At 58.3% G+C, this 24181-nt stretch carries 16 protein-coding genes; 10 read left to right on the top strand and 6 right to left on the bottom strand.

The window, feature by feature from the left end:
• Positions 1-4 precede the first annotated feature (4 nt).
• Positions 5-586, bottom strand: a complete 582-nt coding sequence (gene dcd, locus LRM19_RS10485) for a dCTP deaminase (RefSeq protein WP_111965787.1) — start codon at positions 584-586, stop codon at positions 5-7.
• A gap of 91 nt (positions 587-677) precedes the next feature.
• Complete coding sequence (gene udk / locus LRM19_RS10480) at positions 678-1319, bottom strand: uridine kinase (RefSeq protein ID WP_008500855.1); 642 nt, start codon at positions 1317-1319, stop codon at positions 678-680.
• Between the two features lie 343 nt (positions 1320-1662).
• On the opposite strand from udk, the gene LRM19_RS10475 reads away from it, so the two are divergent.
• Positions 1663-4992 (top strand): diguanylate cyclase, encoded by a 3330-nt coding sequence (locus LRM19_RS10475; RefSeq protein ID WP_271368671.1) that lies wholly within the window; start codon positions 1663-1665, stop codon positions 4990-4992.
• Here the strand turns inward: LRM19_RS10475 and alkA are convergent.
• Complete coding sequence (gene alkA / locus LRM19_RS10470) at positions 4963-5829, bottom strand: DNA-3-methyladenine glycosylase 2 (RefSeq protein WP_271368670.1); 867 nt, start codon at positions 5827-5829, stop codon at positions 4963-4965. The two genes, LRM19_RS10475 and alkA, sit on opposite strands and share 30 nt — an antisense overlap.
• Positions 5830-5959: 130 nt before the next feature.
• Between alkA and yegD the strand changes: the two genes are divergently transcribed.
• The 7 genes from yegD to baeR all read left to right on the top strand — a co-directional run bounded on the left by yegD (position 5960) and on the right by baeR (position 18461).
• On the top strand, positions 5960-7312 hold the full coding sequence (yegD, locus tag LRM19_RS10465; RefSeq protein WP_127731634.1) for a molecular chaperone: 1353 nt from the start codon (positions 5960-5962) through the stop codon (positions 7310-7312).
• A 212-nt stretch (positions 7313-7524) separates the two neighbouring features.
• Positions 7525-8727, top strand: coding sequence for an MdtA/MuxA family multidrug efflux RND transporter periplasmic adaptor subunit (locus LRM19_RS10460; RefSeq protein WP_271368669.1), 1203 nt, complete (start codon positions 7525-7527; stop codon positions 8725-8727).
• On the top strand, positions 8727-11849 hold the full coding sequence (locus LRM19_RS10455; RefSeq protein WP_143345308.1) for an MdtB/MuxB family multidrug efflux RND transporter permease subunit: 3123 nt from the start codon (positions 8727-8729) through the stop codon (positions 11847-11849). The genes LRM19_RS10460 and LRM19_RS10455 overlap by 1 nt, the downstream gene beginning before the upstream one ends.
• On the top strand, positions 11850-14930 hold the full coding sequence (mdtC, locus tag LRM19_RS10450; protein WP_271368668.1) for a multidrug efflux RND transporter permease subunit MdtC: 3081 nt from the start codon (positions 11850-11852) through the stop codon (positions 14928-14930).
• Positions 14927-16342, top strand: coding sequence for an MFS transporter (locus LRM19_RS10445; RefSeq protein ID WP_271368667.1), 1416 nt, complete (start codon positions 14927-14929; stop codon positions 16340-16342). The genes mdtC and LRM19_RS10445 overlap by 4 nt, the downstream gene beginning before the upstream one ends.
• Positions 16339-17742: a two-component system sensor histidine kinase BaeS gene (gene baeS / locus LRM19_RS10440; RefSeq protein ID WP_111965795.1), complete on the top strand. Its 1404-nt coding sequence runs from the start codon at positions 16339-16341 to the stop codon at positions 17740-17742. Before LRM19_RS10445 ends, baeS begins: the two co-directional genes overlap by 4 nt.
• On the top strand, positions 17739-18461 hold the full coding sequence (gene baeR / locus LRM19_RS10435; RefSeq protein ID WP_115875811.1) for a two-component system response regulator BaeR: 723 nt from the start codon (positions 17739-17741) through the stop codon (positions 18459-18461). Before baeS ends, baeR begins: the two co-directional genes overlap by 4 nt.
• Positions 18462-18516: 55 nt before the next feature.
• Here the strand turns inward: baeR and LRM19_RS10430 are convergent, their stop codons facing one another.
• On the bottom strand, positions 18517-19518 hold the full coding sequence (locus tag LRM19_RS10430) for a hypothetical protein (protein WP_271368666.1): 1002 nt from the start codon (positions 19516-19518) through the stop codon (positions 18517-18519).
• A gap of 419 nt (positions 19519-19937) precedes the next feature.
• Between LRM19_RS10430 and trhP the strand changes: the two genes are divergently transcribed.
• Positions 19938-21299: a prephenate-dependent tRNA uridine(34) hydroxylase TrhP gene (gene trhP, locus LRM19_RS10425; protein WP_023312421.1), complete on the top strand. Its 1362-nt coding sequence runs from the start codon at positions 19938-19940 to the stop codon at positions 21297-21299.
• A 161-nt stretch (positions 21300-21460) separates the two neighbouring features.
• Here trhP and LRM19_RS10420 read toward each other — a convergent pair whose 3' ends face one another.
• Positions 21461-21961 carry a DUF523 domain-containing protein gene (locus LRM19_RS10420; RefSeq protein ID WP_115875813.1) on the bottom strand — a complete coding sequence of 167 codons (501 nt, stop codon included), beginning with the start codon at positions 21959-21961 and terminating at the stop codon, positions 21461-21463.
• A 140-nt stretch (positions 21962-22101) separates the two neighbouring features.
• On the opposite strand from LRM19_RS10420, the gene yegS reads away from it, so the two are divergent.
• Positions 22102-23001, top strand: coding sequence for a lipid kinase YegS (yegS, locus tag LRM19_RS10415; protein WP_271368665.1), 900 nt, complete (start codon positions 22102-22104; stop codon positions 22999-23001).
• A gap of 53 nt (positions 23002-23054) precedes the next feature.
• Here the strand turns inward: yegS and fbaB are convergent, their stop codons facing one another.
• Entirely contained in the window at positions 23055-24107 is a 1053-nt protein-coding gene (fbaB, locus tag LRM19_RS10410) for a class I fructose-bisphosphate aldolase (protein WP_008500869.1), read from the bottom strand.
• Between the last annotated feature and the right edge of the window lie 74 nt (positions 24108-24181).

Raw genomic sequence — 24181 nt, 5'->3', positions numbered from 1 at the left:
ACGATCAGTCTTTATCAATGCGGCTGGCAACCGCGCCCTGCTGGTCGCGATATTTTGCGTCCTGGCGACGGTTATAAGGACGATCTGCCGGGCCTGACAGCGGTTCAAAACTTAACGCGCCGATCATCATTCCCGGCCGCAGCGCCAGCGGCAATTTACCGGCATTGAAGAATTCCAGCACAATACGCCCCGACCAGCCTGGATCGATACGGTGCGCGGTCACGTGAACCATCAGCCCCAATCTCGCCAGCGAAGAACGGCCATCAAGCCAGCCGACCAGGTCCGCAGGCAGGGTTACAGATTCAAACGTCACCGCCAGGGCCAGTTCACCCGGATGCAGATAGAAAGCTTCGCCCTCGTCGATAACGATTTCGTCACTCATCACACGATCGAGCGCAGCGCTGACTTCGTCCTTCGGCCCGCTGAGGTCAATGAACGGTGCGGTATGGCCGCTGAAGGTGCGGAATTTATTCCCCAACCGTACATCAACGGTCACACCATTGATACGCTCAATGGGTGGACGTGGGGTAATAGACAAACGGCCTTCATCCAGCCAGGCTTCTATATCGCGATCACAAAGACGCATGGCACTTTCTCCTTTCATGCATCGTACCCTGAGGCGGTAAGCGCTCAGGGTAAAACCAGGTTATCTCTGAACGGTACACAATTCACGCGGCTTATTCAAAAAACTGGCTGATTTTCGCTTTTAAGATATCTATAGCAATGCGGTTTTTACCCCCGCGCGGCACAATGATATCGGCGTATTGTTTGGATGGCTCAATAAACTGCAGGAACATCGGGCGAACCGTTTTCTGGTATTGCGCCATGACGGAGTCCATCGAACGGCCGCGCTCATTCACGTCACGCTTGATGCGGCGCATCAGGCAGATATCCAGCGGAGTATCAACGAAAATCGAGAAGTTCATGGATTCACGCAGGCGGGCGTCGGTCAGAAGCAGGATGCCTTCGAGGATAATGACCTTTTTCGGCTCGATGCGGATGGTTTCCTGGGTGCGGGTGTGTTCTACGTAACTGTAAACGGGCAGTTCAATCGCCTGGCCGCTTTTGAGCGCTTCTAAATGCTGGAACAGCAAGCTGTGATCCATTGCATTTGGGTGGTCATAGTTCGTTTTAACGCGCTCTTCCATCGACAGATGGGATTGATCTTTGTAATAGCTGTCTTCGGGAATGACGCCGATATGCTCATCACCTACTTGTTCACGCAGTTCGCGATAAAGCGTACTGGCAATTAGACTTTTACCTGAAGCCGATGCGCCGGCGATGCCTATAATGACGCACTGATGAGACTTATCAGTCATAAATTTAGCGACCTGATTAACCTGGATGTTAAGGAAGGACGACGCCGGAGCGTCAAACGCGGCAATTATAGGGATTTCGCGGGCGTGATACCAGTCGAATGCACAGGTTCTGCGAGACTGGCCTAAAAGTGACGTCTTATTCCCTGAGTGAAATTTAAATGAGCGTTTTTTCAGCGTTTAACCGTTTTTTTTCACGGAGCTTCTATTTAATAAGTCTGTAGTGTCAAATTCTGAGCGGTCACCATATGAATTGTAAATTGTTTGTACTAGCATAAACCAAATTATCAAATTCACGCGTTCGGACATCTTCCCTGACGGCATGGCGTCTCTGGATAAAGCGGTAATGAATAAACAATACCAGCGGGTTTTGGTTACCACCCCACATCCTTTAATACGACTTGTCTGTCTGGGCCTGGTCACCTTTATCTTTACCTTATTTTCGCTGGAGCTCACCCGGTTCGGCACCCTGCTGGCCCCGCTCTGGTTCCCCACCGCCATTATGATGGTGGCGTTTTATCGCCATGCAGGAAAAATGTGGGCGGGAATCGCCCTGGCCTGTTCGTTCGGCAATATTCTGGCCACATGGATGCTGTTTTCGTGGGGATCGATAAACCTCACCTACACCTTAATTAACGTGGTTGAAGCCTTTACCGGTGCGTTATTGCTGCGCAAATTGCTGCCGTGGTACAACCCGCTGCAGAATCTGAATGACTGGATCCGGGTGGCCATCGGCAGCGCCGTGATACCGCCCCTGGTGGGCGGCGTCCTGGTGTCTCTGCTGGCGCCCGGCCCTGAACCAGCGCGTAATTTCTTCGTCTGGGTGTTGTCTGAAGCCATTGGCGCGCTGGCGGTGGTACCGTTGGGTCTGTTGTTTAAACCGCATTATCTGCTGCGCCACCGTGACCCGCGATTGCTGCTGGAAACCCTGACCACCCTGGCCGTGACGCTGGCCCTCAGCTGGGCAGCCATTACCTGGCTGCCGTGGCCTTTCACCTGCGTTATCGTTTTGCTTATGTGGAGCGCGGTGCGCCTGCCGCGGATGGAAGCATTCATGGTGTTTCTTGTCACCGTGATGGTTGTATCGCTGATGATTGCCCGGAACCCGGTGGCGCTGACAACCCAACACGTCGGGCCGATGTTGAACGCCCCCTGGCTGCCGTTTCTGATGCTGCTCCTGCCTGCCAACGTGATGACCATGGTGATGTACGCCTTCCGCGCCGAGCGCAAGCACATTACCGAAAGCGAGGAGCGTTTCCGCAATGCGATGGAGTATTCCGCCATCGGTATGGCGCTGGTCAGCATCGAAGGTAAATGGCTTCAGGCTAACAAGGCGCTGTGCAATTTCCTCGGTTACAGCCAGACGGAGCTCCAGTCGCTGACCTTCCAGCAGCTCACCTGGCCGGAAGATCTGAATACCGACCTGGAGCAGCTCGAACAGCTGGTCAACGGCGACATCAACACTTACACCCTCGAGAAGCGCTACTACACCCGCGACGGGGAAGTGGTCTGGGCGCTGCTTGCCGTCTCCGTCGTGCGCCATGCCGACGGCTCGCCGCTCTACTTTATCGCCCAGATTGAAGACATTAACGACCTGAAGCAGACCGAGTGGGTCAATAAGCGCCTGATGGAGCGCATTACGCTTGCTAACGAAGCGGGCGGCATCGGCATCTGGGAGTGGGATCTCGAGCCAGACATCATCAGCTGGGACAAGCGGATGTTTGAGCTGTATGAAATCCCGCCGCATATCAAGCCTACCTGGCAGCTCTGGCACGATACGATGCTGCCGGAAGACCGTGCCCACGCTGAGAAGGTGCTGCGGGACTCGCTGATATCCCGTCTGCCGTTTAAGCTGGAATTCCGCATCCGCGTGAAGGAAGGCGTGCGCCATATTCGCTCCCTGGCGAACCGGGTGCTCAATAAGCAGGGCGAAGTCGAACGGCTGCTCGGCATCAACATGGACATGACCGAGGTTAAGCAGCTTAACGAGGCGCTTTTCCAGGAAAAAGAGCGGCTGCACATCACGCTCGACTCTATCGGTGAAGCGGTGCTGTGCACCGATATCAACATGAACGTCACCTTTATGAACCCGGTCGCGGAGAAAATGAGCGGCTGGCTGCAGACTGAGGCTATCGGCCAGCCGATCCTGAAGGTGTTGCACATCACCTTCGGTGAAAAAGGGCCGCTGATGGAGAATATTCACAGCGGCGATATGTCCCGTTCCGATATCGATCAGGATGTGGTGCTGAACTGCCGTACCGGCGGCAATTTTGATATCCACTACAGCATTACGCCGCTCAGCACGCTGGATGGACAGAATATTGGCTCGGTTATCGTGATTCAGGACGTGACAGAGTCGCGCAAAATGCTGCGCCAGCTGAGCTACAGCGCCTCCCACGATGCCCTGACCCATCTGGCAAACCGGGTCAGCTTCGAAAATCATCTCAAACGACTCCTGCAGACCGTTCGCGAAACGCGACAGCGCCATGCCCTTGTCTTTATCGATCTCGATCGCTTTAAAGCCGTCAACGATACGGCGGGCCATGCGGCGGGCGATGCCCTGCTGCGGGAACTCTCTTCTCTGATGCTGACCATGCTCCGCTCCAGCGACGTGCTGGCGCGCCTGGGCGGGGATGAGTTTGGGTTACTGTTACCGGACTGCAATATTGAAAGCGCGCGCTATATTGCCGGTCGCCTGATTCATGCCATCAACGACTATCACTTTATGTGGGAAGGCCGCCTGCACCGGATCGGCGCCAGCGCAGGTATCACGCTGATTGATGAAAATAACCATCAGGCGTCAGAGGTAATGTCGCAGGCGGATATTGCCTGTTACGCCTCAAAAAACAACGGGCGCGGTACTGTGACGGTTTACGAACCCCAGCAGGAGCGGGATCACAACACGCGCAGCATGATGTCGCTTGATGAACAGTGGCACATGATTAAAGACAATCATCTGATGATGATCGCCCGCAGCGTCGCCTCCCCGCGCATCCCGGAAAGCAGTAATTTCTGGCTGCTTTCGTTACGCCTGTGGACCAGCCAGGGCGAAGTACAGGAGGAGCATGCCTTCCGCTCGGGCCTGGCGGAGCCTGAGCTTTTGCACGCCCTCGACAGACGTATCTTTAGTGAATTTTTCCGTGCCTTCGCCGCGCAGGTGGCCAGTAAAGGCATGGGCGTGGCACTGCCGCTTTCTGAGGCCGGTTTAGCCAGCGTAACGCTGGTCGATGAACTTCTCGAGCTGCTGGATAAAAGCCCCATGCCGGGCCGTCTCCTGCATCTGGTTATCTCTGCCGACGTGGTGTGCAGCCCGGATAAAAACCTGCAACGGGGTCTGCAAAAGCTTCGCCAGGCGGGCTGCCGTGTGATCTTCAGCCAGATAGGACGCGACATGAACGTCTTCACGCACCTGAGCCCGAACATGGCCGACTATCTGATGCTGGACGCAGAGGTGGTCAGCAACGTCTATGGCAATCTGATGGATGAGATGATGGTGACCATTGTTCAGGGCCACGCCCAGCGTCTGGGGATGAAGACCATAGCAGGGCCGTGTAATCAGCCCATCATGATGGATACGCTCTCGGGCATCGGCATTGATTTTATCTATGGCGACACTATCGCCGAGCCGCAGCCATTAGATCTTCTGCTAAACACCAGCTATTTCGCCATCAACTGACGGTGCCCAGCCGTCGGTATACCAGATGTGCAGCAGCGCGTAGGAGCGCCACGGTTTCCAGCGTTCGGCATAACGACGAATTTGCGCGGGCGTCATTCCTGCGAAGCGTTGCTTAATCAGGTAATCATCCGGCAGAAACACATCTTTCGCCTGCCAGCCGCGCAGGGCCAGATAATTTGCCGTCCAGCGCCCTATCCCCGGCCGCTGCTGTAGCGCCTTCATCCCCTCTTCTATATTCACGGGCGGGAAAAGCGGAAACGTTCCGTCGATAACCGACTGCGCCAGATGAATCAGCGACTCCGCGCGTTTTACGGGCATGCCCAACGCTTTCAGCGCCAGCGGGTCCGCAGCCGCCAGCGCCTGCGGCGTGGGGAAGCAGAGATACCCCGGGCAATCCGCCACCGGTTCGCCGCATAACGCCACCACGCGCGACGCCAGCTTCGCCGCCATCGCCACGCTCACGAGCTGCCCGAGGATCGCCCGGACGCCCTGCTCGTACGCATCCATCGATCCCGGCAAACGTAAGCCCGGCCTTGCAGCTCCGAGATCGCCCAGCGTATCCGCTATGTGCTGCGGGTTGCAGGAGAGATCGAACAGGCGTTCTATGCGCTCGAGGCATGCCTGCGCAATCGGAATCAACCCCGGACTGAGCGTCACGGTCAGCGTATGGGCAGCGATATCCGGCGTCACGCGAAATATTCCCTGATGCCCTTCGCAGGCAAAACTGCGCTCGTAGTAGTCGCTTGTGACGGTTTCAATGCCCGTCACCGCACGCGCGCCAAGAAAGCCAAACATCCACTGCCAGTCGTAAGGGGGAAGCCAGTTCAGGGTGTACATCGTCTCTCCTTTTGGGTTCTTCACAGCATAAACGGAAAGGTCCTGTTTCGCCTTGCTTTCATATTCCTGTTGTCGCCATGCGGACATTTCGTTAAAGTCTCGCCCCTTCTCACCGGCATGGGGATTCATCGTGTTTATTGGATTTGACTACGGTACGGCAAACTGCTCGGTTGCGATTATGCAAAACGGGCAGCCACGGCTCCTGAAAATGGAAAAAGAGAGCACGCTGCTGCCGTCAATGCTCTGCGCGCCGACGCGTGAAGCGGTGAGTGAATGGCTGTTCCGCCACCACCAGGTTCCGGCCACGGCGGCGGAGACCCAGGCGCTGCTGCGCCGGGCGGTCAGCTTTAATCGCGAGGAAGACATCGACGTTTCGCCGTCCAGCGTGCAGTTCGGCCTCTCTTCGCTCGGGCACTACATTGAAGACCCCGAAGAAGTCTATTTCGTTAAGTCGCCAAAATCCTTCCTCGGCGCCAGCGGCCTGAAGCCGCAGCAGGTCGCTCTGTTCGAAGACCTGGTGTGTGCGATGATGCTGCATATTCGCAATCAGGCGCAGACGCAGGTCACCGATGCGATTACCCAGGCGGTGATTGGCCGCCCGATCAACTTCCAGGGGCTGGGCGGCGACGAGGCCAACCAGCAGGCGCAGGGGATCCTTGAACGCGCGGCGCACCGCGCAGGCTTCCGCGATGTGGTATTCCAGTATGAACCGGTTGCCGCGGGGCTGGACTTTGAAGCCACGCTGACGGAAGAGAAGCGCGTATTAGTCGTGGATATCGGCGGGGGCACGACGGACTGCTCGCTGCTGCTGATGGGCCCCGAATGGCATAACCGTCGCGATCGTGAAAACAGCCTGCTCGGGCACAGCGGCTGCCGCGTAGGCGGTAACGATCTCGATATCGCGCTGGCATTCAAAAGCCTGATGCCGCTGCTCGGCATGGGCGGTCAGACGGAAAAAGGCATCGCCCTGCCGATCCTGCCGTGGTGGAATGCGATTGCTATCAACGATGTGCCTGCGCAAAGTGATTTTTACAGCACCGCGAACGGCCGCTTCCTTAACGATCTGGTTCGCGATGCCCAGGACGCCGAAAAAGTCGCCCTCCTCTATAAAGTGTGGCGCCAGCGTCTGAGCTACCGCGTGGTGCGTACCGCGGAAGAGAGCAAAATCGCCCTTTCCGACCGCGCCGAGCATGCGGTCTCCCTGCCGTTTATCAGCGACGAACTGGCCACCGCCATTTCGCAGGACGGTCTGGAGACGGCGCTTGCCCAGCCGCTGCAGCGCATTCTGGAACAGGTGCAGCTGGCGCTGGAGAACGGCAAAGAGAAGCCGGACGTCATCTACCTGACCGGCGGTAGCGCCCGTTCACCGCTGATTAAGAAAGCGCTGGCCGAACAGCTGCCGGGTATTCCGATTGCAGGTGGCGATGATTTTGGTTCCGTTACAGCCGGTCTGGCGCGCTGGGCGCAGGTGATGTTTAGCTAGCGTTGTTGCGGTGCGGCCTGGTGCCCTCACCCCGGCCCTCTCCCTGTGGGAGAGGGATAAAACATCAAAAACGGCAACGGATGTTGCCGTTTTGCGTTTACCTCCATTCAGACCATTCCTGACAGTCTTCCATATTTCCTCCATTTTTCCGCTGTGTTAGCTGACTAAACTAGTATCATTCCCCGAAGTCTTCAGGATGAGAACGTATAACGATGAAAGGCAGTAACAAATCCCGCTGGGCAATCGCCGCTGGCATCATTGTGGTGGCCCTTGCCGCCGCCTGGTACTGGCACAGTCAATCCGCGAACTCCGCAGCTCCCGCCGGTGCCAGCAATCAGGCACAGCGCCCGGCAGGCGGAGGGCGTCACGGCATGCGCGGCGGAGCCCTGGCGCCGGTACAGGCGGCGACGGCGGTGAATAAAGTCGTTCCTCGCTATCTCACAGGTCTCGGGACCATTACCGCCGCCAATACCGCCACGGTGCGCAGCCGCGTCGACGGCCAGCTCGTCGCGATCCACTTCCAGGAAGGTCAGCAGGTCAAAGCCGGTGATTTACTGGCGGAAATCGATCCGAGCCAGTTTAAGGTCGCCCTCGCCCAGGCGCAGGGACAGCTCGCGAAAGACAAAGCCACGCTCGCCAACGCCCGCCGGGATTTAGCGCGCTACCAGCAGCTGGTGAAAACCAACCTCGTGTCTCGTCAGGAGCTGGACACCCAGCAGTCGCTGGTCAGCGAAACGCAGGGCACTATCAAAGCCGACGAAGCCGCCGTTGCCAGCGCCCAGCTGCAGCTGGACTGGAGCCGTATCACCGCGCCAATTGACGGGCGTGTCGGCCTGAAGCAGGTCGATATCGGCAACCAAATCTCCAGCGGCGACACCACGGGCATCGTGGTGATCACCCAGACCCACCCGATTGATTTAGTCTTTACCCTGCCGGAAAGCGATATCGCGACCGTCATGCAGGCGCAAAAAACCGGTAAAGGCCTGGTGGTGGAAGCCTGGGACCGCACCAACAAGCAGAAATTGAGCGAAGGCTCCCTGCTCAGTCTGGATAACCAGATCGACACCACCACCGGCACCATCAAGCTGAAGGCGCGCTTTAATAACCAGGACGATGCCCTCTTCCCGAACCAGTTCGTCAATGCGCGCATGCTGGTTGCGACCGAAGAAAACGCGGTGGTGATCCCCACCGCTGCACTGCAGATGGGTAATGAAGGCAACTTTGTCTGGGTGCTCAACAACGACAATAAGGTCAGCAAGCATCTGGTAAAAACCGGTATTCAGGACAGCCAGACGGTGGTCATCAGCGCCGGCCTTTCCGCAGGCGACCGCGTGGTCACCGACGGTATTGACCGTCTGACCGAAGGGGCCAAAGTGGAAGTGGTTGAACCTGCGAAACAGGGAGAGAAATCCTGATGCAGGTGCTGCCGCCAGGCTCTACAGGTGGGCCGTCACGCCTGTTTATCCTTCGTCCTGTCGCCACCACGCTGCTGATGGTGGCGATCCTGCTCGCCGGGATTATCGGCTATCGCTTCCTGCCCGTATCGGCGCTGCCGGAGGTGGATTACCCAACGATTCAGGTGGTGACGCTGTATCCCGGCGCCAGCCCGGATGTCGTGACTTCCGCCATCACCGCACCGCTGGAGCGCCAGTTCGGCCAGATGTCGGGGCTAAAACAGATGTCCTCCCAGAGCTCCGGCGGGGCATCCGTCGTGACGCTGCAGTTCCAGCTGACGCTGTCGCTGGACGTCGCCGAGCAGGAGGTACAGGCGGCCATCAACGCCGCCACCAACCTGCTGCCGTCGGATCTGCCTAACCCGCCTGTCTACAGCAAGGTGAACCCGGCGGATCCGCCGATCATGACGCTGGCCGTCACCTCCTCCGCAATGCCGATGACCCAGGTAGAGGACATGGTCGAAACGCGCGTGGCGCAAAAAATTTCTCAGGTTTCCGGCGTCGGCCTCGTCACCCTGGCGGGTGGACAGCGCCCGGCGGTGCGCGTCAAGCTGAACGCGCAGGCCATCGCCGCGCTGGGGCTCACCAGTGAAACCATCCGCACCGCCATCAGCAACGCCAACGTCAACTCGGCGAAGGGCTCGCTGGACGGCCCTACCCGCGCCGTGACGCTCTCGGCGAACGACCAGATGCAGTCCGCCGACGAATATCGTCAGCTGATTATCGCCTACCAGAACGGCGCGCCGGTGCGTCTGGGCGACGTGGCGACCGTAGAACAAGGTGCGGAAAACAGCTGGCTGGGAGCCTGGGCCAACAGGCAGCAGGCGATCGTGATGAACGTGCAGCGCCAGCCGGGCGCGAACATCATCGAAACCGCCGACAGCATCCGCACCATGCTGCCGCAGCTGATCGAAAGCCTGCCGAAATCGGTCAGCGTGAAGGTGCTTTCCGACCGCACCACGAATATTCGCGCGTCGGTCACCGACACCCAGTTTGAGCTGATGCTGGCAATTGCGCTGGTCGTCATGATCATCTATTTGTTCCTGCGTAACGTTCCGGCAACCATTATTCCCGCCGTCGCCGTGCCGCTCTCGCTGGTCGGCACCTTTGCGGTGATGGTGTTCCTCGATTTTTCGATCAATAACCTGACGCTGATGGCGCTCACCATCGCCACCGGGTTCGTGGTGGATGACGCCATCGTCGTCATCGAGAACATCTCACGCTATATCGAGAAAGGCGAAAAACCGCTGGCCGCCGCGCTGAAGGGCGCAGGGGAAATCGGCTTTACCATTATCTCGCTGACCTTCTCGCTGATTGCGGTGCTGATCCCGCTGCTGTTTATGGGCGATATCGTCGGGCGGCTGTTCCGCGAGTTTGCCGTGACGCTGGCGGTCGCCATTTTGATCTCCGCCGTGGTGTCGCTGACTCTGACGCCGATGATGTGCGCCCGCATGCTGAGCCACGAGTCCCTGCGCAAGCAAAACCGCTTTTCGCGCGCCTCCGAGCGCATGTTCGAGCGCATTATTGCCGCCTATGGTCGCGTGCTGGCGAAAGTCCTGAACCATCCGTGGGCAACGCTCGGCGTGGCGCTCGGCACGCTGGCGCTCAGCGTGATGCTGTGGATTTTCATTCCGAAAGGCTTCTTCCCGATCCAGGACAACGGCATTATCCAGGGCACGCTTCAGGCCCCGCAGTCGGTCTCCTTCGCCAATATGGCCCAGCGCCAGCAGCAGGTGTCTGAAATCATCATGAAAGATCCGGCGGTCGAGAGCCTGACCTCCTACGTGGGCGTCGACGGCACCAACCCGTCGCTTAACAGCGCGCGTCTGCAGATCAACCTCAAGCCGCTGGATGAACGCGACGATCGCGTCAACGCCGTTATTGAGCGTCTGCAAAACGCCGTCGCGCGCGTGCCGGGCGTTGAGCTTTACCTGCAGCCGATTCAGGATTTGACCATTGATACGCAGGTCAGCCGCACGCAGTACCAGTTCACGCTGCAGGCCACCACGCTGGATGCCCTCAGCACCTGGGTGCCGCAGCTGGTGAACAAGCTTAACACCCTGCCCCAGCTCTCCGACGTCAGCAGCGACTGGCAGGACAAAGGGCTGGCGGCGTACGTTAACGTCAACCGCGATACCGCCAGCCGTCTGGGTATCACCATGGCGGACGTGGACAACGCCCTGTACAACGCCTTCGGTCAGCGCCTGATCTCCACCATCTACACCCAGGCGAACCAGTACCGCGTGGTGCTGGAGCACAACACGGAGAACACGCCCGGCCTGGCGGGGCTGGACTCGGTGCGCCTGACCAGCAAAGACGGCGGCATTGTGCCGCTGAGCGCTATCGCCACGGTGGAAGAACGCTATACCCCGCTGTCGATCAACCATCTGGATCAGTTCCCGTCCACCACCATCTCCTTTAACGTGCCGGACAATTACTCTCTGGGTGAAGCGGTGGAGGCCATTCAGGCGGCTGAAAAAGAGCTCAGCTTCCCGTCCGACATTCAGACCCAGTTCCAGGGCAGCACCCTGGCGTTCCAGGCCGCGCTGGGCAACACCATCTGGCTGATCGTCGCGGCGGTTGTGGCGATGTACATCGTGCTCGGCGTGCTGTACGAAAGCTTTATCCACCCGATCACTATCCTCTCTACCCTGCCGACGGCGGGCGTGGGGGCACTGCTGGCACTGATGCTGGCGGGCAGCGAGCTGGACGTGATTGCCATCATCGGCATCATCCTGCTCATCGGGATCGTGAAGAAAAACGCCATCATGATGATCGACTTCGCCCTGGCCGCCGAGCGCGAGCAGGGCATGTCGCCCCGCGATGCGATTTTCCAGGCCTGCCTGCTGCGTTTTCGCCCTATCCTGATGACCACGCTGGCCGCCCTGCTGGGCGCGCTGCCGCTGATGCTCAGCACCGGCGTCGGCGCGGAGCTCCGTCGTCCGCTGGGTATCGGCATGGTCGGCGGTCTGCTGGTGAGCCAGGTGCTGACGCTGTTCACCACGCCGGTGATCTACCTGCTGTTTGACCGCCTGGCGCTGTGGACCAAAAGCCGCTTCCCGAAACGTGAAGAGGAGGCATAAGTGAAGTTTTTCGCCCTCTTCATTTATCGCCCGGTGGCGACGATTTTAATCTCGCTCGCCATTACCCTCTGCGGCGTGCTGGGCTTCCGGCTGCTGCCGGTGGCCCCCCTGCCGCAGGTGGATTTCCCGGTGATCATGGTCAGCGCCTCGCTGCCGGGCGCCTCACCGGAGACCATGGCCTCGTCGGTTGCCACCCCGCTGGAACGCTCGCTCGGGCGGATTGCGGGGGTCAACGAGATGACCTCCAGCAGCTCGCTGGGCAGCACGCGCATCATTCTGGAGTTCAGCTTCGACCGGGATATCAACGGCGCGGCGCGCGACGTGCAGGCGGCCATCAACGCCGCACAGAGCCTGCTGCCGAGCGGGATGCCGAGCCGTCCGACCTACCGCAAGGCCAACCCGTCCGACGCGCCGATCATGATCCTGACGCTGACCTCGGATACGTACTCACAGGGGCAGCTGTACGACTTTGCGTCTACCCAGCTGGCGCAGACAATCTCACAAATTAACGGCGTCGGTGACGTGAGCGTCGGTGGGAGTTCCCTGCCCGCCGTGCGCGTGGGGTTAAACCCGCAGGCGTTATTCAACCAGGGCGTGTCGCTGGACGACGTGCGCTCCGCCATCAGCAACGCCAACGTGCGTAAACCGCAGGGGGCGATTGAGGACGGCAGCCACCGCTGGCAGATCCACACCAACGACGAGCTGAAAACCGCGGCGGAATATCAGCCGCTCATCATCCACTATAACAACGGCGCGGCGGTGCGCTTAAGCGATGTGGCCAGCGTCACCGATTCGGTGCAGGACGTGCGCAACGCCGGGATGACCAACGCCAAGCCGGCGATCCTGCTGATGATCCGCAAGCTGCCGGAGGCCAACATTATCGAGACGGTGAACAGCATTCGCGCCCGTCTTCCGGACCTGCAGGAGACCATCCCGGCGGCGATCGATCTACAAATTGCCCAGGATCGCTCCCCGACCATTCGCGCCTCGCTGGAAGAGGTCGAGCAAACGCTGGTGATCTCCGTCGCGCTGGTGATCCTGGTGGTCTTCCTGTTCCTGCGCTCCGGCCGCGCGACGCTTATTCCGGCGGTGGCCGTGCCGGTCTCGCTGATCGGTACCTTTGCCGCCATGTATCTGTGCGGGTTTAGCCTCAACAACCTGTCGCTGATGGCCCTGACGATTGCGACGGGCTTCGTGGTGGATGACGCCATCGTGGTGCTGGAGAACATTTCCCGCCATCTGGAAGCGGGCGTGAAGCCGCTGCAGGCCGCGCTGCAGGGCACGCGCGAGGTGGGCTTTACGGTACTCTCCATGAGCCTGTCGCTGGTCGCGGTGTTCCTGCCGCTGCTGCTGATGGGCGGGCTGCCGGGCAGGCTGCTACGCGAGTTTGCCGTCACTCTCTCCGTCGCCATCGGCATTTCGCTGGTCATCTCCTTAACGCTGACGCCAATGATGTGCGGCTGGATGCTCAAGCGCAGCAAACCCCATTCGCAGCCGCGCCGCAAAGGCTTTGGCCGTTTCCTGATGGCACTGCAGGAAGGCTATGGTAAATCGCTGAAGTGGGTGCTGAACCATACGCGTCTTGTCGGCCTGGTGCTGATGGGCACCATCGTGCTCAACGTCTGGATGTATATCACCATCCCGAAAACTTTCTTCCCGGAGCAGGACACCGGCGTGCTGATGGGCGGCATTCAGGCGGACCAGAGCATTTCATTCCAGGCGATGCGCGGCAAGCTGCAGGACTTTATGAAGATCATTCGTGAAGACAAAGCCGTGGATAACGTCACCGGCTTTACCGGCGGGTCACGCGTCAACAGCGGGATGATGTTTATTACCCTGAAACCGCGCGGCGAGCGCAACGAAACCGCCCAGCAGGTGATTGACCGCCTGCGGGTGAAGCTCGCCAAAGAGCCGGGGGCAAACCTGTTTTTGATGGCCGTTCAGGATATCCGCGTCGGTGGGCGACAGGCGAACGCCAGCTATCAGTACACGTTGCTCTCGGACGATTTGGCCGCCCTGCGCGAGTGGGAGCCGAAGATCCGCAAGGCGCTGGCTGCCCTGCCGGAGCTGGCGGACGTGAACTCCGATCAGCAGGACAACGGCGCCGAGATGGCGCTGACCTATGACCGCGAAACCATGTCGCGGCTGGGTATTAACGTTGAAGCCGCCAACAGCCTGCTGAACAACGCCTTCGGCCAGCGCGAGATCTCCACCATCTACCAGCCGATGAACCAGTACAAGGTGGTGATGGAAGTTGACCCGCGCTACACCCAGGACATCAGCGCCCTGGACAAAATGTTTGTGATTAACAACGACGGCAAGGCGATTCCACTCTCCTACTTCGCCAGCTGGCAGCCTGCCAACGCGCCGCTGTCGGTGAACCATCAGGGGCTATCGGCGGCATCGACCATCTCCTTTAACCTGCCCGCCGGTTCGTCGCTTTCTGAGGCCAGCGATGCTATCAACCGCGCGATGACGCAGCTTGGCGTGCCGTCCACCGTGCGCGGCAGCTTTGCCGGCACCGCGCAGGTGTTCCAGGAGACGATGAATTCGCAGGTGATTTTGATTCTGGCCGCCATCGCCACGGTTTATATTGTGCTGGGCGTGCTGTACGAGAGCTACGTTCACCCGCTGACCATTCTCTCGACGCTGCCGTCGGCGGGCGTGGGGGCGCTGCTGGCGCTGGAGCTGTTCGGCGCGCCGTTCAGCCTTATCGCGCTCATCGGGATCATGCTGCTGATCGGTATCGTGAAGAAAAACGCCATCATGATGGTGGACTTCGCGCTGGACGCCCAGCGCAACGGCAATCTGTCGCCGGAAGAGGCCATCTTCCAGGCCTGCCTGCTGCGCTTCCGTCCGATCATGATGACCACCCTGGCGGCGCTGTTTGGCGCGCTGCCGCTGGTGATCTCGGGCGGCGACGGCTCAGAGCTGCGCCAGCCGCTGGGGATCACCATTGTCGGCGGCCTGGTGATGAGCCAGCTGCTGACGCTGTACACCACGCCGGTGGTCTATCTGTTCTTCGACCGCCTGCGGCTGCGCTTCTCGCGTAAAAACAGAACCACGGTGACGAGTAAATGACCGATCTCCCCGCTAACGTTCGCTGGCAGTTATGGATAGTCGCCTTCGGCTTCTTTATGCAGTCGCTGGATACGACCATCGTCAACACCGCCCTCCCCTCCATGGCGAAAAGCCTGGGGGAGAGCCCGCTGCATATGCACATGGTGATTGTCTCCTACGTGCTGACGGTGGCCGTGATGCTGCCCGCGAGCGGCTGGCTGGCCGATAAGGTCGGCGTGCGGAACATCTTCTTTACCGCCATCGTGCTGTTTACCACCGGCTCGCTGTTTTGCGCCCAGGCCAATACCCTCGACCAGCTGGTCATGGCGCGCGTGCTGCAGGGCATCGGCGGGGCGATGATGGTCCCCGTCGGGCGGCTAACGGTGATGAAGATTGTGCCGCGCGAGCAGTACATGGCGGCGATGACCTTTGTGACCCTGCCCGGTCAGGTGGGGCCGCTGCTGGGTCCGGCGCTGGGCGGTATGCTGGTGGAGTACGCCTCCTGGCACTGGATCTTTTTAATCAATCTCCCGGTAGGCATCATCGGCGCGATGGCCACCCTGGCGCTGATGCCGAACTACAAAATGCAGACGCGGCGCTTTGATTTCTTCGGCTTTATCCTGCTGGCGGCGGGCATGGCTACGCTTACCCTGGCGCTGGACGGGCAAAAAGGGCTCGGGATTTCCCCCCTGACGCTGGGTATTCTGGTCGCTCTCGGCGTCACCGCTATTCTGTGGTACCTCCGGCACGCCAGAGGAAACGATAAGGCGCTGTTCAGCCTGAACTTGTTTAAAAACCCCACCTACCGTCTGGGCCTGTCTGGCAGCTTCGCCGGACGCATCGGCAGCGGGATGCTGCCGTTTATGACGCCCGTTTTTCTGCAAATTGGCATGGGCTTTTCGCCGTTCCACGCGGGCCTGATGATGATCCCGATGGTGCTCGGCAGCATGGGGATGAAGCGCGTTGTGGTGCAGGTGGTCAACCGCTTTGGCTATCGACACGTGCTGGTGGCCGCTACGCTGGGGCTGGCGCTGGTCAGCCTGCTGTTTATGGCCGTGGCGCTGATGGGCTGGTACTACGTCCTGCCGCTGGTGCTGTTCTGCCAGGGGATTATCAACTCCATGCGCTTCTCGTCGATGAATACCCTGACGCTGAAGGACCTTCCTGACGATCTGGCGAGCAGCGGCAACAGCCTGCTGTCGATGGTGATGCAGCTCTCCATGAGCGTGGGCGTCACCATTGCCGGCCTGCTGCTCGGCATGTACGGCCAGCACCATCTCAGCGTCGACACGCCGGTGGCGCATCAGGTCTTTTTGTATACCTACCTCAGCATGGCGGTCATCATCGCCCTGCCCGCTTTCATCTTCGCCAGAGTGCCGGATGATACCAGCAAGAACGTCGTGATTAGGCGCGGCAAAAGGAGTGGCTCATGAAATTCTGGCGTCCGGGTATTACCGGCAAGCTCTTTGTAGCGATCTTCGCCACCTGTATCGTCCTGCTGATCACCATGCACTGGGCGGTGCGGGTAAGCTTCGAGCGCGGCTTTATTGATTACATCAAGCATGGCAATGAACAGCGTTTACAGGGACTGAGCGATGCGCTGAGTGAACAGTACGCCCAACACGGCAACTGGCGTTTTCTGCGCAATAACGACCGCTTTATTTTCCAGATCCTGCGCTCGCTGGAGCACGATACCGGTGACGATCGCCCTGGGCCGGGCATGCCGCCACACGGCTGGCGCACCCAGTTCTGGGTGATCGACCAGGATATGCGCCCCCTGGTTGGGCCGCGCGCGCCGATACCGCCGGACGGCACCCGGCGGGCAATTAAAGTGAATAACGCCACCGTGGGCTGGGTGATCGCCTCGCCGGTGGAGCGCCTGACGCGCAACACCGACATCAACTTTGACCGCCAGCAGCGCCGCACAAGCTGGCTGATTGTCGCCCTCTCCACGCTGCTCGCCGCGCTCGCCACCTTCCCGCTGGCGCGCGGTCTGCTCGCCCCGGTAAAACGGCTGGTGGAGGGTACGCACAAGCTCGCCGCCGGGGATTTCACCACCCGCGTCGATACCCGCAGCCAGGACGAACTGGGCAAGCTGGCGCAGGACTTTAACCAGCTCGCCAGCACGCTGGAGAAGAACCAGCAGATGCGCCGCGACTTTATGGCCGATATCTCCCACGAGCTGCGCACCCCGCTGGCGGTGCTGCGGGGCGAGCTGGAGGCCATTCAGGACGGCGTGCGCCAGTTTACGCCCGAATCGGTGGCTTCCCTGCAGGCGGAGGTGGGCACGCTCACCAAGCTGGTGGACGATCTCCACCAGCTCTCCATGTCCGACGAAGGCGCGCTGGCCTACCAGAAAGCGCCGGTGGACGTGATTAATATTCTGGAAGTGATCAGCGGCGCGTTCCGCGAGCGGTTTGCCAGCCGCAACCTGAAAATCGATCTCTCCCTGCCGGACAGCGCGGTGGTGTTCGGCGACAAAGACCGGCTGATGCAGCTGTTCAATAACCTGCTGGAAAACAGCCTGCGCTACACCGACAGCGGCGGAGGGCTGCACATCTCCGGCAGACAGGAAAACGGGCGCTTTGCCCTCACCTTCGCGGATTCCGCCCCCGGCGTGCAGGACGCGCAGCTGGAAAAACTGTTTGAACGTTTCTACCGTACCGAAGGCTCCCGCAACCGCGCCAGCGGCGGCTCCGGCCTGGGGCTGGCGATTTGCGTTAACATCGTCGAGGCGCATAATGGCACGATCCGCGCCGCCCATTCGCCTTTTGGCGGGGTTAGCATTACAGTAGAGTTACCTCTGGAACGGGATTTATCGAGAGAAGTATGACCGAGTTACCGATTGACGAAAACACGCCGCGCATTTTGATCGTTGAAGACGAACCCAAGCTGGGACAGCTGCTAATCGACTACTTACGCGCGGCCAGCTATGCCCCGTCCCTGATAAGCCACGGCGACCAGGTGCTGCCGTACGTGCGCCAGACTCCGCCGGATCTGATCCTGCTGGATTTAATGCTGCCGGGCGTTGACGGACTGACCCTGTGCCGGGAAATTCGCCGCTTCTCCGACGTGCCGATCGTCATGGTCACCGCCAAAATTGAAGAGATTGACCGCCTGCTGGGGCTCGAAATCGGCGCGGACGACTACATCTGCAAGCCCTACAGCCCGCGCGAGGTGGTAGCCCGCGTGAAGACCATTCTGCGCCGCTGCAGGCCGCAGCGCGAGCTTCAGGTGCTGGACGCTGAAAGCCCGCTGATTGTGGATGAAAGCCGCTTCCAGGCAAGCTGGCGCGGCAAGCTGCTGGACCTGACCCCTGCGGAGTTCCGCCTGCTCAAAACCCTCTCCCACGAGCCGGGCAAAGTCTTCTCCCGCGAACAGCTGCTGAACCACCTGTACGACGATTACCGCGTAGTGACCGACCGCACCATCGACAGCCATATCAAAAACCTGCGCCGCAAGCTGGAAGCGCTGGACGCCGAACAGTCGTTTATTCGCGCGGTGTATGGCGTGGGGTATCGCTGGGAAGCGGATGCGTGCAGGATAATGTGAGAATATTGCCCCGCAGCACTGCGGGGCAGAGACTCCAGACATTAAAACTGTGGCCTTACCAGGAACGAAAAGGTGTAGCATAAGCAAAAAGTCGCGCTAATACATCGCGACGCTCGGTGCCAGTTATCATCGCCAGGAAAGCGAAGCTAATAACGTTCAAATCTTGCTGAGAAGGATGTTTATGCATTTTCTTCAAAATAGCATTAACCTTTTTATCATCAAAAAAACTCCAGATAGCCAAAAGTGCCCATCGTTTCCCGGCGGATAAATTTATTATATCGTCTGAAGTATCCCAGTCCGGTGGTAAGTCATTAATATTGCTTACACTGTTAATACCGGCAGCAGGAATAATGAAATAATCTGAAAACATATGGACGGCATCTTTCCATGCCTGCAAGAACATAGGTTCATGGATATCATTCATCGCCTTCTCATTTGCATACTGTGCAGCTAAATTAGCATTACAGGCGTAGACCCGTGGCTCGTAGTCACTATAAACATCCGGGACTATCCAACCTGAAGAATGACGCACTGCGTCACAGGATGTGAAGGTGGGCAGTAGAGCAATAAATTGTGGTAATATATTTTGTACTGAGCGAGGAAAAAAACGCTTTGCTAACTGAAAGCCCGCATGATTTTCCAGTAATAAGGTTTCAATATCCTCTGAATTATAAATCTGGTACAAAATCCCTTTTTTAGCTTTCAGTCGCTCCAGTTTTTGCTCAAGTCCGGACGATGCAATGGTGGAATAAAATCCAACAAACTCATCACATTCAAATTCAGCAAGTCTGTCCTGAATGTCCTCTTCATCACTGCGACCAACGGACTTTTTAGAAGGAGCGTAGTGTTTGCAACTAACAAGTTTGGCAATTCGACATCCGGCAATATCAAACTCAACCCGTATATCTATGCCACCATCCGCCCCGCGGCTTGGGCCTTTAGTTACAATCCCTCCCAAAATTTTTTCCATGAATATTTTTGCGAACTTCTCAAATTGGTCGCTATCTGCAGTATCTGCGCTTGCAGAAGCAAGTTCACAGAAATCCAGCCTCGCCATACTCTTCCCCTGACTAATGGTAACGGTTCATAAACAGATTCCGTCTTTTTCTCTTCATTAATCAAGCTACGTATTCAGATAGGTTCCTGAACAGACGACTTGATGACGCTCAAAAGTTATACACGATCTCAATATCAGTTAGTTTTCCTGTATCTGGTTGATTCGAATTAAGCAAAAGCAATGACGTTCAGTCCACGCTTGTACTTAAAGCGGGAAACGGCATTGCCTCGGTCTTTCAAGCCAGATGGTAAAGACAATACCTAAAAATATGCGTACACGCCGGATGGGCGGTGATACGACTCGACGCTTTACCTCCCTGCCCCGCAGCGCTACAATGCCCGCCCTTAAAGTGGGGGATCTCCCCTTACCGCTGCACCGGGTGCACGCGGATCTGACCTGTCATCAGAACGAGAACAAACATGTTTAAACCGGAACTCCTTTCCCCGGCGGGAACGCTGCAAAATATGCGTTACGCTTTCGCCTATGGCGCCGACGCCGTGTATGCGGGCCAGCCGCGCTACTCGCTGCGCGTGCGTAACAACGAATTCAACCACGAGAACCTGCAGCTCGGCATCAACGAAGCGCATGCCCTGGGCAAAAAATTCTACGTGGTTGTCAACATCGCGCCGCACAACGCCAAGCTGAAAACGTTCATCCGTGACCTGAAGCCGGTGGTGGATATGGGGCCGGACGCGCTGATCATGTCGGACCCGGGTTTAATCATGCTGGTTCGGGAGAACTTCCCGGAGATGGATATTCACCTCTCCGTGCAGGCAAACGCCGTCAACTGGGCAACGGTGAAGTTCTGGAAGCAGATGGGGCTGACCCGCGTCATCCTGTCCCGCGAACTGTCTCTGGAAGAGATCGAAGAGATCCGCACTCAGGTGCCGGATATGGAAATCGAAATCTTCGTCCACGGCGCGCTGTGCATGGCCTACTCCGGCCGCTGCCTGCTTTCTGGCTACATCAACAAGCGCGACCCGAACCAGGGCACCTGCACCAACGCCTGCCGCTGGGAATATAACGTCCAGGAAGGCAAAGAGGATGACGTCGGCAACATCGTCCACAAGCACGAGCCTATTCCGGTGACCAACGTTGAGCCGACGCTGGGCATCGGCGCGCCAACCGACAGCGTGTTTATGATTGAAGAAGCCAAACGTCCGGGCGAGTACATGACCGCCTTTGAAGACGAGCACGGCACTTACATCATGAACTCAAAAGATCTGCGCGCCATCGCCCACGTCGAGCGTCTGACCCAGATGGGCGTGCACTCCCTGAAGATCGAAGGCCGCACCAAATCCTATTACTACTGCGCGCGTACCGCGCAGGTGTATCGTAAAGCCATCGACGATGCGGCCGCCGGTAAACCGTTCGATACCAGCCTGCTGGAAACTCTGGAAGGCCTGGCGCATCGCGGCTATACCGAAGGCTTCCTGCGCCGTCATACCCACGACGACTACCAGAACTACGAGCACGGCTACTCCGTTTCCGAGCGCCAGCAGTTTGTCGGTGACTTCACCGGCGAGCGTAAAGGCGCGCTGGCGGCCGTCGCGGTGAAAAACAAGTTCACCAAAGGTGACAGCCTGGAGCTGATGACCCCGCAGGGCAACATGAACTTCACGCTGGAGCATCTGGAAAACGGCAAAGGCGAAGCGATTGACGTGGCGCCGGGCGACGGGCATACCGTATGGCTGCCGGTTCCGGAAGAGGTGGAGCTGAAGTTCGCGCTGCTGATGCGTAACTTCAACGGTGAAAGCACCCGAAACCCACACGGCAAATAGTCAATCAGGGAAATTTTTTCGCGCTGGGATAATTCTTAGAATCGGATCACATACCGCTTCGTTCAATACGGGTATTATCCCCCCGCTGAAAAACATAACCCATAAATGCTAGCTGTACCAGGAACCACCTCCTTAGCCTGCGTAATCTCCCTTACGCGGGCTTATTTTTTGCCTTCTCTCTCCTCAATCCAGGCAATGAGTTCGTCGATTTGCTTCTCTGAGAACACGGCGATCCCATGCTCTGCGAGCAACGATGCCGCAACTCCCCTCCCCGCTTTATGTATTCCGCGAAAAGAACCGTCATAAATGAACTCACTGCCGCACGTTGGGCTGCCATCGGTTAACAATGCAGCGCTACACCCCGACTCCTGAGCAGCGCGTAGCGCAAGCCAGGCTGCAAGCTGATAATGTGCGGTCACATCCTGCCCGGTATTTTCAATAATTCTGGCTTGCCCGCGCATTACGTCTTTGCCATCAGCGGACATAATCTCTGCCGGAGGACGAGGTACAGGCAGCCCGGCAGCCAATTCAGGACAGTGGATAACCAGACGTTGTTCCTGTTGCCAGCGAGCGAGTTGCGCGTTCATTCTCGCTTTTTCACTTGCGTTATAACGAACCCTGAAGCCCATCAGGCACGCGCTTACCAAAATTTTATTCATCATCACTTTCCTGTGATTAGTTCATATCATCGCTGGAGTGTAACGCGCTTTCGGGCATATTTTGTTCCTTTCATCCTGTTCTTACCCGCTTTTTTCCTCTCTGCTATACACTCTTACTAACGCTAAAAAAGGGAGCAGCGCGGATGGCAACCTATCCAGACAGTTTATTGATTCTCAATGGCAAAAGTGCAGGCAACGATCTGTTGCGTCAGGCAATTCGCGGCTTGCGCGACGACGGCGCGCGCATTCACGTCAGGGTGACGTGGGAAAAAGGCGACGCGGCACGCTATATCAATGAAGCCCTCGGGCTTGGCGTTGAGACCATCATTTCCGGCGGCGGCGATGGCACTATCAATGAGATTGCCTCAGCGCTAATAGACCTGCCCTCGGCAAACCGCCCGGTGATGGGCATTTTACCGCTCGGCACCGCCAATGACTTTGCCACCAGCGCCGGGATCCCGGAGGAGTTAGAGAAGGCGCTCCAGCTGGCGATCCTCGGTAAAGCCACCGCCGTGGATATTGCGCAGGTGAATGATAAAACCTGCTTTATCAATATGGCGACCGGCGGGTTTGGCACGCGCATCACCAGCGAAACGCCGGAAAAACTGAAGGCGGCGCTGGGCGGCGTGTCGTATCTGATCCACGGTCTGATGCGCATGGACACCCTCAAGCCTGACCGCTGCGAAATTCGCGGCGAGGATTTTCAGTGGCAGGGTGACGCGCTGGTCATTGGCATTGGCAATGGTCGACAGGCAGGCGGCGGTCAGCAGCTGTGCCCGGAGGCGCTGATCAATGACGGTCAGCTACAGCTGAGGATTTTCACGGGCGACGGCCTGCTGCCCGCGCTGTTTACCACGCTGACGCAGCCGGAAGAGAGTCCAAATATCATTGACGGGAAATCGGCGTGGTTTGAGGTAAATGCGCCGCACGGGATGACGTTTAACCTCGACGGAGAGCCGCTGAGCGGGACGCAGTTCCGCATTGAGGTGTTGCCCGGCGCGCTGCAGTGTCGGTTGCCGCCGGACTGTGTGCTTTTGCGCTAATGGTATTGCCGGGTGGCGGCTACGCCTTACCCGGCCTACACTTCGCCCTCAGGTCAGGCAATCGTGACTTTGCTGTCCAGATAGACGTCCTGAACCGCATTGATCAGCTTCACGCCGTCGGCCATCGATTTCTTAAACGCCTTGCGGCCAAGGATCAGCCCCATGCCGCCCGCGCGTTTGTTAATAACCGCCGTACGCACCGCGTCTGACAGGTCGGTATCACCGCCCGCCGCGCCGCCGGAGTTGATCAGCCCCGCGCGGCCCATATAGCAGTTCGCCAGCTGGTAGCGCACCAGGTCGATCGGGTTATCGCTGGTCAGCTTGCTGTAAACGCGGTCATCGGTATAGCCAAAGTTCACCGCTTTATAGCCGCCGTTATTCTCGGCCATTTTCTGCTTCACGATGTCAGCGCCAATGGTCGCCGCCAGATGGTTCGCCTGGCCGGTCAGGTCGGCCGACACGTGGTAATCCACGCCGTCTTTTTTGAACGCCGAGTTACGCAGGTACGCCCACAGCACGGTCACCATGCCGAGCTCATGAGCGCGCTCAAACGCCGCAGAGATCTCTTCAATCTGACGACGGGACTGTTCAGAGCCAAAGTAAATCGTCGCCCCAACGGCAACCGCCCCCATATTGAACGCCTGCTCGACGCTGGCGTAGAGCGTCTGGTCATATTCGGTAGGGTAACTCAGGGTTTCGTTGTGGTTCAGCTTCACGAGGAACGGAATGCGGTGGGCATAGCGACGCGAGACGGAGGCCAGCACGCCGTAGGTGGAGGCTACACAGTTACAGCCCGCTTCAATTGCCAGTTCAACAATGTTCTTCGGATCGAAGTAGAGCGGATTCGCCGCAAAAGAGGCGCCCGCCGAGTGCTCAACGCCCTGGTCTACCGGCAGAATCGAGAGATATCCGGTGCCGCCGAGTCGCCCGGTGTTATAGAGCGTCTGCATATTTCGCAGCACGGCAGGGGGACGGTTGTTATCGACCATCACGCGGTCAACATAATCATGACCAGGCAGGTAAAGCTGGTCGGCTGGAATGGTCATACAACGATGCTGTAAAAGGCTGTCGGCGTCTTTGCCAAGCAACTGCGCAATATCAGTCATGTGATACTCCCGTAAGTTCGACGTCATGTCGGTGTGCGTTAATCCAGTCCCATTATTTATGGGCAGACTAAGCC

It is taken from the genome of Enterobacter sp. PI-10, from assembly GCF_027947695.1.
In the GTDB taxonomy this organism is placed as follows: domain Bacteria; phylum Pseudomonadota; class Gammaproteobacteria; order Enterobacterales; family Enterobacteriaceae; genus Enterobacter; species Enterobacter vonholyi.
Note: the sequence above shows the minus strand (reverse complement) of the source record. Positions and strands in the feature narration are given on the sequence as shown.